The sequence below is a fragment of the Stutzerimonas stutzeri genome, from assembly GCF_024448935.1.
Lineage (GTDB): Bacteria > Pseudomonadota > Gammaproteobacteria > Pseudomonadales > Pseudomonadaceae > Stutzerimonas > Stutzerimonas stutzeri_AO.
On the sequence record NZ_JAMOIE010000028.1, the window covers coordinates 1 to 12,208 of the forward strand.

Consider the following 12,208-nt stretch of genomic DNA (forward strand, 5'->3'; position numbering starts at 1 on the left):
GGAATGAAAAAGGTCAGCGGCGAATGGACGCTGGTGTGCCTGGCATGGAACCTGAAACGCATGGCCGTATTACGCCTGCAAATCGGAAATTGAGCAAAAAACAGGCATAAATCCGGGGAATTGGCAAAAAATGCCTGTTTTCCGGAAAATCCAGTGTTCTATCTGCCTGCGGGGCTCAAGTCCGACAGGCTGCTAGTCTCTCGGGAACTTGTTCATAGTGCTCCAGGCTCATCCATGCCGGGCACTTCTGGGGCTTGTCCAGGCCAATCAGGTGATCGCGCGCGCCCAAGCGTTTACCGCGCCGGAAATCGGTATTGCGTCGACGCGCGCCATATTGCTCGAACACACCATCAATGCCTCTACGCTGCAATTCGTACAGCAAAAACCAGGTCGCGTAGCAGGCATCCCCACCAGCACATCGCCGACGTTCAACGTGTCGAGCATTGACCGCAGCAGGGTTTGTTCATCGCCACCCTTACCCCGAAAACGCCCCAACGCGGCGTTCAGTACCGCCCCACTGGACAGGCAGACAATTCCAACCAGCCGGCAGATCGGAAAACCTAAGCCAGGTTTTTGCCCACGCGATTGCGGATAACCCGCCTGATTGGCTGCCGTATCCGGCATCGACACCGTCGTGCCATCCACGAGCCGCACCGGTCTCCCCATTCCATTTTCAGGCCTTGGCTGAGTAAGCACTGATCATAGTGCCGGTACTCCGCACCAAGCTGGAAACCATCTCAACAGGCAACCGCTGGCGGGCTCGGCAGCAGCCACCAGTATGTGTACTGCAAGGTTTCAAGCCGCCGAGCAGTTGCTTGACGGCCATGTCATTGACGGCCTTCTGACAGGAGCGATCAGCACTTAACGCTTGAGCCATGAACATGGAGAGCGTCTACGTGGGTGGAAAAAGCCGCTCCCGATGATCCGGCAGCAGTGACTCGACGCAATCGAATAATTCGGGGCTGGTCAGCAGGTTGAGGAAGACGTAGGCATCGGTATTCAAAGCTTCTCGGCGGGCACGCTGCTGTTGATGAATGACGGCTTGGCGCCTGTGGGCTGCTCCTTGGGCTCGATGTGTGTTCGCAACTATCACCGTAGGCCAAGAGCAGACTTTCTTTTTCCAATCAACCACTAAGCATTAAGTAAATGCCATTCGGGGCAGGTGATTTGTTGACTGTATTCCCGCCTGAATAAGCTTTCCACCGCCTGATCGATTGTAAGGAGGATGTAATGGAAGCATCAAAAAAGGCGCCCTAAGGCGCCTTTTTTGCAACTAAGCCCGAATCAAGCCTTGGCTTTTTTCGCAGCGCGGTTGCGCTCACCTTCGTCGAGGATCTTCTTGCGCAGACGGATCGACTTCGGGGTGACTTCGCACAGCTCGTCGTCCTGGATGAATTCCAGCGCCTGTTCCAGCGTGAACTTCACCGGCGGAACCAGGGCGATGGTTTCGTCCTTGCCCGAAGCGCGCATGTTGTCGAGCTTCTTGCCCTTGGTAGGGTTGACGCCCATGTCGTTGTCACGGCTGTTCAGGCCGACGATCTGACCGTTGTAGATTTCCTGGCCATGCTCGACGAACAGCTTGCCGCGCGCCTGCAGGGTTTCCAGGGAGTAAGTCAGTGCCTTGCCGGTCTCGACCGATACCAGCACGCCGTTCTGACGACCGGACATCTGACCGGACTTCATCACGTCGTAGCGGTCGAAGATGGAAGTCAGGATGCCCGCACCGTTGGTGATGGTCAGGAAGTGGTTACGGAAACCGATCAGGCCACGGGCCGGGATATTGTATTCAAGGCGCACGCGGCCCTTGCCATCCGGCACCATATTGCTCAGGTCGCCCTTACGCAGACCCATCTCTTCCATGACCTTGCCCTGGGCTTCTTCCGGAATATCGATGGTGACGTTCTCGAACGGCTCGTGCTTGGCGCCGTCGACTTCACGAATGATCACTTCCGGACGGCCTACGGCCATTTCGAAGCCTTCGCGACGCATGTTCTCGATCAGGACCGACAGGTGCAGCTCACCACGACCGGAGACCTTGAACTTGTCGGCCGAGTCGCCTTCTTCGACGCGCAGGGCCACGTTGTACAGCAGCTCCTTGTCCAGACGGTCCTTGATGTTACGGCTGGTGACGAACTTGCCTTCCTTGCCGCAGAACGGCGAATCGTTGACCTGGAAGGTCATGGAAACGGTCGGCTCGTCAACGGTCAGCGGCTTCATCGCTTCGACGTGGTTCTGGTCGCACAGGGTGTCAGAGATGAACAATTCATCCATACCGCTGACGCAGACGATGTCGCCAGCGGTGGCTTCTTCGACGTCGACACGGTGCAGACCATGGTGACCCATCAGCTTGAGGATACGGCCGTTACGCTTCTTGCCGTGCATGTCGATGGCAGTGACCGGGGTGTTCGGCCTGACCCGACCGCGGGCGATACGGCCGACACCGATGATGCCGAGGAAGCTGTTGTAGTCCAGCGCCGAGATCTGCATCTGGAACGGGCCGTCCATGTCGACCTTCGGGGCCGGTACGTGGTCGACGATGGCCTGGTACAGCGGGGTCATGTCGTCGGCCATGTCGGCGTGATCCAGACCGGCAATGCCGTTCAGAGCCGAGGCGTAGACGACCTGGAAGTCCAACTGCTCTTCGGTGGCGCCGAGGTTGTCGAACAGGTCGAAGATCTGGTCCAGCACCCAATCAGGACGCGCGCCCGGACGGTCGACCTTGTTGATCACCACGATCGGACGCAGGCCGGCTTCGAAGGCCTTCTTGGTCACAAAGCGGGTTTGCGGCATCGGGCCGTCCTGGGCATCGACCAGCAACAGCACGGAGTCGACCATCGACATCACGCGCTCGACTTCACCGCCGAAATCGGCGTGGCCGGGGGTATCGACGATATTGATGCGGTAGTCGTTCCAACGGATCGCAGTGTTCTTGGCGAGAATGGTGATGCCACGCTCTTTTTCCTGGTCGTTCGAATCCATCACGCGCTCGTCGTTGAGCTCGCCGCGCTCCAGGGTGCCGGACTGACGCAGGAGCTTGTCGACCAGGGTGGTTTTGCCATGGTCAACGTGAGCGATGATGGCGATGTTGCGAAGGTTGTCGATCACAGTAGTGGTCTCGTAGTTGGGTTGGGCTACTCGGCAAATGCTTCAAGCTGCCCAACGCGAAAAAATTGGATAAAGGGAGGCGATCGTTAGCGACGTGTTGCGGCGATTCAGCCGCAAAGCGGGTCGGGAGGGCGGTGGCGGATACTGCCGCCCAGCAGGCCGGGCTGTTTAGCTCGGACGATAAACGCGCACATTGACATGCCCCTCGCTCAGCAAATGATAAGCATGCAGGCGGCTCATGACACCTTTATCGCAATACAGCAGGTACTGGCGATTGTCGTCCAGTTCCTTGAAGCGGTTGTTCAGTGCATAGAACGGCAGTGTTCGTACTTCGATGCCCTGCAGTTGCAGAGGTTCGTCCTCGGCAAGGTCGGGATGGCGAATGTCGATTACCACCTGCCCGGCACTCGCCTCGACGACTTCTTCAACCTGCAAATCCTGGCCCAGCTCGTCGATGACCCTGTCGATCGCAACCTGCCGAGCATTCGCCAGCGCACGCTCGAGGATGGCCATGTCGAACTGCCTCTCTTCGTGCTCGACCCGATAGCGCTTGGCTTTGGTCGTCGGGTTCACCGATATCACACCGCAATACTCCGGCATGTGCTTGGCGAACTCGGCGGTGCCGATCTCGGAAGCGGTGTCGATGATGTCCTGTTTGTGGCTGGCGATCAGCGGGCGCAGCACCAGCATATCGGTGGCCGAATCGATAACCGACAAATTCGGCAGCGTCTGGCTCGAGACCTGAGAGATCGCTTCACCGGTGACCAGCGCGTCGATATGCAAACGTTCGGCGATCTGGGTCGAGACGCGCAGCATCATGCGTTTCAACACCACGCCCATCTGGCTGTTATCGACCTTTTCCAGGATCTCGCCGACCACTTCTTCGAACGGCACGCTGATAAACAGTACGCGATGGGAGCTGCCGTACTTCTTCCATAAATAGTGGGCCACTTCCATCACGCCCAGCTCATGGGCGCGGCCACCCAGGTTGAAGAAGCAGAAATGGGTCATCAACCCGCGGCGCATCATCTGGTAGGCCGCCACGGTCGAGTCGAAACCGCCGGACATCAGCACCAGGGTTTGCTCCAACGCGCCCAGCGGGTAACCGCCAATACCGTCGTGCTGTGCGTGCACGACAAACAGGCGCTGGTCGCGGATCTCCATGCGCACTTCGACTTCCGGTGCCTTCAGCGAGATGCCAGCTGCGCCGCACTGTTGGCGCAGCTGGCTGCCGACATGGCGCTCCACATCCATCGAGCTGAATGGGTGCTTGCCTGCCCGCTTGCAGCGCACGGCGAAGAGCTTGCCCGGCAGACGGTCGGCATAGTGCGCCTTGCACTTGGCGACAATGTCATCCAGATCGCCTAGCGGGTACTCGTGCACTTCCAGGCAATGCGCGATGCCCGGCGTGCAGCGCAGGCGCTCGATCATCTGGTGCAAGGCTTTCGGATCACTGAGCGCAGTTTCCACCCCAACGTTGTCCCACACGCCCTCCACCCGCAGTTCGGGATCGAGGTCGCGCAACACGGTACGGATGTTCTTCGCCAACTGGCGAATGAAGCCCTTGCGTACCGGTGGGCTCTTGATGGTGATTTCGGGAAAGACCTTGACGATCAGCTTCATGGAAACAGCACAGCGCCAGCATGGCGTGAAAAGAGGGGGGCGGAGTATATCCGAATCTGGTCAAGCTTTAGGCAGTTTTATTGGAAAGCCCAACGTGCACCCTAATGGAACAAGATTATCATTTTCCGCACCAGTTTAGAGCGCATCTAGGCGAGCACAGCAGCACTAAACGGCAGCGAATACGCCAGGCCGGCTTAACAAGGGTGCCCGGACCCATCTCGGAGCACTGGCATGTAATTTGCTCCCTTGTGAGGCAGGTCGCCTTGACGGAGTATCGCCCGCTCGGCTTCACCCCCTAGATTCCGGAAGCATATCTGTCAACGCTTCCACCACCTGGAGAGCACCATGTCGAAGTCGCTTCAACTGATCAAAGATTACGATGTGAAGTGGATTGATCTGCGCTTCACCGACACCAAGGGCAAGCAGCACCACGTGACCGTTCCGGCGCGCGATGCTCAGGACGAAGACTTCTTCGAGCAAGGCAAAATGTTCGACGGCTCGTCCATCCATGGCTGGAAGGGCATCGAAGCCTCCGACATGATCCTGATGCCGGTCGATGAAACTGCCGTACTGGATCCGTTCACCGAAGAGCCGACCCTGATCCTGGTCTGCGACATCGTCGAGCCAAGCACCATGCAGGGCTACGACCGTGACCCGCGCTCCATCGCCAAGCGCGCCGAGGAATTCCTCAGGTCCACCGGCATCGGTGACTCCGTATTCGTCGGCCCGGAGCCTGAGTTCTTCATCTTCGACCAGGTGAAGTTCAAGTCCGACATCTCCGGCTCGATGTTCAAGATCTACTCCGAGCAAGGCTCCTGGATGACCGACCAGGATGTCGAAGGCGGCAACAAGGGCCATCGTCCGGCCGTGAAGGGCGGTTACTTCCCGGTTCCGCCGTGCGACCACGACCATGAAATCCGTACTGCCATGTGTAACGCGATGGAAGAGATGGGTCTGGTTGTCGAAGTCCATCACCACGAAGTGGCGACTGCCGGTCAGAACGAAATCGGCGTCAAGTTCAACACCCTGGTCAACAAGGCTGACGAAGTTCAGACCCTGAAGTACTGCGTGCACAACGTGGCCGATGTTTACGGCAAGACCGCGACCTTCATGCCGAAGCCGCTGTATGGCGACAACGGTTCGGGCATGCACGTACACATGTCGATCTCCAAAGACGGCAAGAATACCTTCGCTGGCGAAGGCTATGCCGGCCTGTCCGAGACCGCTCTGTACTTCATCGGCGGCATCATCAAGCACGGCAAGGCGCTGAACGGCTTCACCAACCCGGCCACCAACTCCTACAAGCGTCTGGTTCCGGGCTTCGAGGCCCCAGTCATGCTGGCCTACTCGGCTCGTAACCGTTCCGCCTCGATCCGTATTCCGTACGTTTCCAGCCCGAAAGCCCGCCGTATCGAAGCGCGCTTCCCGGACCCGGCTGCCAACCCCTACCTGTGCTTCGCTGCACTGCTGATGGCTGGCCTGGACGGCATCCAGAACAAGATCCACCCCGGCGATGCGGCTGACAAGAACCTGTACGATCTGCCGCCGGAAGAAGGCAAGCTGATCCCGCAGGTCTGCGGCAGCCTGAAAGAAGCCCTGGAAGAACTCGACAAGGGCCGTGCGTTCCTGACCAAGGGCGGCGTGTTCTCCGACGACTTCATCGATGCCTACATCGAGCTGAAGTCCGAGGAAGAGATCAAGGTGCGCACCTTCGTGCACCCGCTGGAATACGACCTGTACTACAGCGTCTAAGCCAATACGCGTGACAGAAAAGCCTCCTTCGGGAGGCTTTTCCGTTTCTGCGATGTCATTAGTCGCTGATACCGACGTTTTGGCAAACGACCGGAGTGGCGTCGATCCCAAATCGCAACGGTCGCGCTTGCCTCGCCGCCGGCACGGTGCAAGGCTTCTCGCCACCCCTACCGCGGAGCTTCCCATGCGCATTGCATTGTTCAGCCTGCTACTTGCTGTCATGGCCCCCGCCATGGCGCAGATTTACAAATACACCGACGACAAGGGCAACACGGTCTACACCAACCAGCCGCCGGAGGGTGTCACGGCAGACACCGTAGACCTGCCGCCGGCCAATACGGTGAATATCAAGACGCCAGAGCCACCACCGCCGCTGCCAAACGAGCAAAGTGGTCAAGGTCAGCAGCAGTCTTACCGCAGCTTGTCCATCGGAGGCATTCCGGATGAGCAAGCGCTGCGCGCGAACAACGGAACCTTCGTGGTCAATGCGCAACTGGATCCGCCCCTGAGGCAGGGCCATCAGGTTCGCTTTCTGCTGGATGGCGAGCCACAGGGCAAACCGAGCAGCGGCACAGTCATGCAGTTGAACAACGTCGACCGCGGCACGCACGTTCTTGAAGTTGAAGTGCTCGATGGAGACCAAGTCGTGCTACGCGCTCAGGAGCAGTTCACCGTTCAGCGCGTCCACACCTCCAGCCCGGCTCGTCGATGAGCCACGCCCTGCGCTTGGGAGTGTTTGGGCTTCTGCTCGCTCTCACCCTTCCCTCAACCGCTGCGATCTATAGCTACACCGACGCCGATGGCAATCGGGTTTTCACCGATCGCCCCGGCGGCCGCGCGGCGGAGCCGGTCGATACCAAACCGTCCAACAGCATGCCCGCCCAGCCGGTGCCGCTCGCGCCGAGCCGAGTAAAGGTCATAAAAGCCCCAACGCCGGGCTATGTATCGCTCGCCATCGTTCAGCCCGAGCCCGAAGCCACTATCCGCAACAATGCTGGGGAGCTGACCGTAAGCATAACCAGTAACCCGCCGCTGCATCCTGGGCATCAGTACCGCTTGCTTATGGACGGCACGGCCGCAGGCGAGCCTGGCGCAAATACGACCATAGCCCTCGGGAATGTGGATCGCGGCAGCCATCAGCTGGTGGTCGAGGTGATCGACAATGCAGACGTGACGGTGCACAGCAGCGCACCAATAACCGTCCATATGAAGCGCACTTCGCTGGCTCAGCGGCGCATGGTCAATCCCTGCAAGAAGGCCGATTACGGCGTTCGCCCCGAATGCCCGATAAAGGACAAGCCAAAGGAAAAGAGGGATATTCCTTTCGTGCCCTTTCTGTGACCATCTAGCGCACCTGATTGGTGCATTGGTGTAGTCTTCCCGCTCCAGACCTCTTTTTTCTTTCGACGCCCTGCTCTGGAGCGCTAGTGCCCGCGGCGCCGCGCCGAAAAGGAGCGCCTTGGTTTGCTTCTTGCATTTCCCGACGTACACCCCGGATGCAGACTGCCATGATCAACGAAGCCCTACAGCGCCTGCTGATCGAGAATCTCACCACCGCCACCCTTTTGCTTGATTCTCGGTTGCGCCTGGAATACATGAACCCCGCTGCCGAGATGCTGCTGGCCGTCAGCGGCCAGCGCAGCCACGGCCAGTTCATCAGCGAACTGTTCACCGAGTCCTCCGAAGCCCTGGCGGCATTGCGCCTGGCCGTCGAAGAAGCCCATCCCTTCACCAAGCGGGAAGCAACGCTCACCTCGGCCAGCGGGCAGTCGCTGACCGTCGACTACGCCGTGACGCCGGTACTGACGAAGCTGGAGACGATGCTGCTGCTGGAAGTGCTGCCACGCGACCGACTGCTGCGCATCACCAAGGAAGAGGCGCAGCTGTCCAAGCAGGAAACCACCAAGATGCTGGTTCGTGGCCTTGCCCATGAAATCAAGAACCCGCTTGGCGGAATACGCGGCGCCGCCCAACTGCTGGCCCGCGAGCTGCCCGAAGAACACCTCAAGGACTACACCGAAGTCATCATCGAAGAGGCCGACCGCCTGCGCAACCTGGTCGATCGGATGCTCGGCTCAAACAAGTTGCCATCGCTGGTGATGACCAACATTCACGAGGTGCTCGAACATGTCGCCAGCCTGATCGAAGCCGAATGCCAAGGCAGCCTCATTTTGGTGCGTGATTACGACCCCAGTATTCCCGAGGTTCTGATGGACCACGAGCAGATGATTCAGGCCGTGCTCAACATCATGCGTAACGCCATGCAGGCGCTGGCCGGGCAAACCGGACTGGGGCTGGGCCGCCTGACGCTCCGTACTCGCACGCTGCGCCAGTTCACCATTGGCCATATCCGTCATCGGCTGGTCGCCCGGATCGAAATCATCGACAACGGGCCAGGCATTCCCGCCGAATTGCAGAATACGCTTTTCTACCCGATGGTCAGCGGCCGCCCCGATGGCACCGGCCTCGGCCTGGCCATTACCCAGAACATCATCAGCCAGCACCAGGGCCTGATCGAATGCGAGAGCCATCCCGGGCATACCGCGTTTTCGATCTTCCTGCCGCTGGAACAAGGAGTATCCACCCCATGAGCCGCAGCGAAACTGTCTGGATTGTCGACGATGACCGCTCCATCCGCTGGGTCCTGGAGAAAGCGCTGCAACAGGAAGGCATGACCACCCAAAGCTTCGAAAGCGCTGATGGTGTACTGGCGAAACTCGCACGGCAGCAGCCCGATGTGATCATTTCCGACATCCGCATGCCGGGTGTGAGCGGTCTCGACATGCTGGCGCAGATCCGCGACCTCTACCCGCGTCTGCCGGTGATCATCATGACCGCGCATTCGGACCTCGACAGCGCGGTGGCTTCCTATCAGGGCGGCGCGTTCGAATACCTGCCCAAGCCCTTCGATGTGGATGAGGCGGTATCGCTGGTCAAGCGCGCCAACCAGCACGCCCAAGAGCAGCAAGGGCACAAGGCACCCGCCGACCAACGCCACACGGCGGAAATCATCGGCGAAGCACCGGCGATGCAGGAGGTGTTCCGCGCCATTGGCCGCCTCTCCCATTCAAACATTACGGTGTTGATCAACGGGGAGTCCGGCACCGGCAAGGAGCTGGTCGCTCATGCCTTGCACCGGCATAGCCCACGTTCGGCTTCCTCCTTTATTGCGCTGAACATGGCCGCGATTCCAAAGGATCTGATGGAATCGGAGCTGTTCGGCCACGAGAAAGGGGCCTTCACCGGTGCTGCCAACCAGCGTCGCGGCCGCTTCGAGCAGGCCGATGGCGGCACGCTGTTCCTCGACGAGATCGGCGACATGCCCGCCGACACCCAGACCCGCCTCCTGCGCGTACTGGCTGACGGCGAGTTCTATCGGGTCGGCGGTCACACACCGGTCAAGGTCGACGTGCGCATCATTGCCGCTACCCACCAGGACCTGGAAACCCTGGTTCAGGCCGGCAAGTTTCGCGAAGACCTGTTTCATCGGTTGAATGTCATCCGCATCCATATCCCACGGCTGTCCGACCGCCGCGAAGACATCCCGACGCTGGCCTCACATTTTCTTGCCAGTGCCGCCACCGAGCTGGCAGTCGAGACCAAACTGCTCAAGCCCGAAACCGAGGAATACCTGCAAAACCTGTCGTGGCCGGGCAACGTGCGCCAACTGGAGAACACCTGCCGCTGGATCACGGTGATGGCATCCGGGCGCGAAGTGCATGTCAGCGACCTGCCCCCGGAACTGCTCAATCAGCCAGCCGATGCCATGCCATCGAACAACTGGGAGCAGGCGCTACGCCAGTGGGCCGACCTGGCGCTGGCTCGCGGCCAATCGAATCTGCTCGACGAGGCGATACCGGCTTTCGAGCGCATCATGATCGAGACTGCACTCAAGCACACCGCCGGCCGCCGCCGGGATGCGGCCCTGCTACTGGGCTGGGGACGGAACACGCTGACGCGCAAGATCAAGGACCTGGGAATGGGCGACAGCGCGGACGAGGATGAGGGCGACCAAGCCTGACCCGGAGCGGCGCAGCCGGCGGCGGCGCCTTAGCGCGGCCTGACCTCGACCCGCAAGCGCCACTCGCCACCGATTTTTTCAGCCGACCAGCTGGCTACGAGCGGTCGGGTCGCCACGAAATGCAGCAACAACCCCTTCTCTGTCGTCTGCACGCGCCAGCCAGCACTGGTGCTCCCAACCGCTACACGCCCGGCATCGGCGCTGCCCTTGGACTGAAACAGCATGCCCACGGCGCCTTCGACGTCCTGGCTGTAGAGCTCCGGCTCGCGGTTGAACCATAGCTGCAGCCCACTGGCTACAGGCTCGATACGCAACAGCTCGACCGGTCCAGGCCGAAAGACGTAGCCGAGAAAAGAGCCGAACAACAGCCCGAGCAGCACCAACGAGCCGAAAAAGCGCCGGCGTAGGCGAGGTAGCGGATCGTCAGCCGCAGGGTCGCCTGCCGCAGTAGAATGCCGGTCGTTTTCTGAGTCGGTGCCGCGCATGTTTCATGTAATCCTTTTTCAACCGGAGATTCCGCCGAATACCGGCAACATTATCAGGCTCTGCGCCAATGCCGGTTGCAGCCTGCACCTGATCGAACCGCTGGGCTTTGAGCTGGATGACAAACGATTGCGCCGCGCCGGGCTGGATTATCACGAGTACGCGCCGCTCAAGCGACACGCCGATCTCGATAATTGCCTGGAGAGCCTCGGCCGCCCTCGCCTGTTCGCCTTTACCACCAAAGGCTCGCAGCCCTTTCATGAGGTTCGGTTTCAGCGCGGCGATGCCTTCCTGTTCGGCCCTGAAAGTCGCGGTTTACCGCCGCAGATCCGCGACGCGCTGCCCAACGAGCAGCGCCTGCGCCTGCCGATGCGTCCAGACAGCCGCAGTCTGAACCTCTCCAACACCGTGGCCATCGCCGTCTACGAGGCCTGGCGACAGCTGGACTTCGCGCTGCAATAGCGCTGCCTCGCCAACAGCGGGCCGTGGGTGTCGCTTGGCGATCGGTAACGCCCAGCCCTGTCTGCACGGCGAGCCGCCTGCGTCACGTCGGCAGGGTCATAAGGGGCGAGACGCGATTCCCTCGCATCGGTTGAAATGCGCGGCAGCGTCCCCCATATCAAGCCCATTCGGGCGTTCATCGCCCCGCTGCGTGGAGATTTTCCTTTGACCACCATCGTTTCAGTACGCCGCAACGGCAAAGTCGTCATGGGCGGCGACGGCCAGGTTTCCCTCGGCAATACCGTCATGAAAGGCAACGCCAAGAAAGTCCGGCGTCTCTATCACGGCCAGGTCCTGGCGGGCTTCGCTGGCGCCACCGCCGATGCTTTCACCCTGTTCGAGCGTTTCGAAGGTCAACTGGAAAAACACCAGGGTCATTTGGTTCGGGCGGCCGTTGAGCTGGCCAAAGACTGGCGGACCGATCGCTCACTGAGCCGCTTGGAAGCCATGCTGGCGGTAGCCAACAAGGACGCCTCGCTGATCATCACCGGCAACGGCGACGTGGTGCAGCCGGAGAACGACCTGATCGCCATGGGCTCCGGCGGCGGCTTCGCCCAGGCCGCCGCCATGGCACTGATGCAGAAAGGTGACCAGGGCATGTCCGCCCAGGAGATCACCGAAACCGCGTTGAACATTGCCGGCACCATCTGTGTCTTTACCAACCAGAATCTCACCATCGAGGAGCTCGACAGCGCCATCTGATCGCCCTCGAGCCCCGGAGTA

General features: G+C 60.2%; 10 protein-coding genes and 1 pseudogene. 7 read left to right on the forward strand and 4 right to left on the reverse strand.

What is annotated here, in order from left to right:
• Positions 1–193: 193 nt before the first annotated feature.
• The 3 genes and pseudogenes from NA637_RS10215 to thiI all read right to left on the reverse strand — a co-directional run.
• Positions 194–1,090: pseudogene (locus NA637_RS10215) on the reverse strand (IS4 family transposase); the annotation flags it as partial.
• 194 nt (positions 1,091–1,284) lie between these two features.
• On the reverse strand, positions 1,285–3,105 hold the full coding sequence (typA, locus tag NA637_RS10220; protein WP_256072150.1) for a translational GTPase TypA: 1,821 nt from the start codon (positions 3,103–3,105) through the stop codon (positions 1,285–1,287).
• A 168-nt stretch (positions 3,106–3,273) separates the two neighbouring features.
• A complete protein-coding gene (gene thiI / locus NA637_RS10225; protein WP_256072151.1) occupies positions 3,274–4,728 on the reverse strand; it encodes a tRNA uracil 4-sulfurtransferase ThiI in 1,455 nt (484 codons plus the stop codon).
• A 345-nt stretch (positions 4,729–5,073) separates the two neighbouring features.
• On the opposite strand from thiI, the gene glnA reads away from it, so the two are divergent.
• The 5 genes from glnA to ntrC all read left to right on the forward strand — a co-directional run bounded on the left by glnA (position 5,074) and on the right by ntrC (position 10,501).
• Positions 5,074–6,480, forward strand: a complete 1,407-nt coding sequence (glnA, locus tag NA637_RS10230; RefSeq protein ID WP_256072152.1) for a glutamate--ammonia ligase — start codon at positions 5,074–5,076, stop codon at positions 6,478–6,480.
• Positions 6,481–6,664: 184 nt separating this feature from the next.
• The gene (locus NA637_RS10235) at positions 6,665–7,192 is read left to right on the forward strand and encodes a DUF4124 domain-containing protein (protein WP_256072153.1); all 528 of its coding nucleotides are present in this window, start codon (positions 6,665–6,667) and stop codon (positions 7,190–7,192) included.
• Complete coding sequence (locus NA637_RS10240) at positions 7,189–7,821, forward strand: DUF4124 domain-containing protein (RefSeq protein ID WP_256072154.1); 633 nt, start codon at positions 7,189–7,191, stop codon at positions 7,819–7,821. Before NA637_RS10235 ends, NA637_RS10240 begins: the two co-directional genes overlap by 4 nt.
• Positions 7,822–7,988: 167 nt before the next feature.
• The gene (gene glnL, locus NA637_RS10245; protein WP_256072155.1) at positions 7,989–9,071 is read left to right on the forward strand and encodes a nitrogen regulation protein NR(II); all 1,083 of its coding nucleotides are present in this window, start codon (positions 7,989–7,991) and stop codon (positions 9,069–9,071) included.
• Positions 9,068–10,501, forward strand: coding sequence for a nitrogen regulation protein NR(I) (ntrC, locus tag NA637_RS10250; RefSeq protein ID WP_256072156.1), 1,434 nt, complete (start codon positions 9,068–9,070; stop codon positions 10,499–10,501). The genes glnL and ntrC overlap by 4 nt, the downstream gene beginning before the upstream one ends.
• A gap of 29 nt (positions 10,502–10,530) precedes the next feature.
• On the opposite strand, the gene NA637_RS10255 is transcribed toward ntrC, so the two are convergent.
• Positions 10,531–10,986, reverse strand: coding sequence for a hypothetical protein (locus NA637_RS10255; RefSeq protein WP_256072157.1), 456 nt, complete (start codon positions 10,984–10,986; stop codon positions 10,531–10,533).
• Here NA637_RS10255 and trmL point away from each other — a divergent pair.
• On the forward strand, positions 10,985–11,446 hold the full coding sequence (gene trmL / locus NA637_RS10260; RefSeq protein WP_256072158.1) for a tRNA (uridine(34)/cytosine(34)/5-carboxymethylaminomethyluridine(34)-2'-O)-methyltransferase TrmL: 462 nt from the start codon (positions 10,985–10,987) through the stop codon (positions 11,444–11,446). The genes NA637_RS10255 and trmL overlap by 2 nt on opposite strands.
• Positions 11,447–11,650: 204 nt before the next feature.
• Complete coding sequence (hslV, locus tag NA637_RS10265) at positions 11,651–12,187, forward strand: ATP-dependent protease subunit HslV (protein WP_256072159.1); 537 nt, start codon at positions 11,651–11,653, stop codon at positions 12,185–12,187.
• The last annotated feature ends 21 nt before the right edge of the window (positions 12,188–12,208 follow it).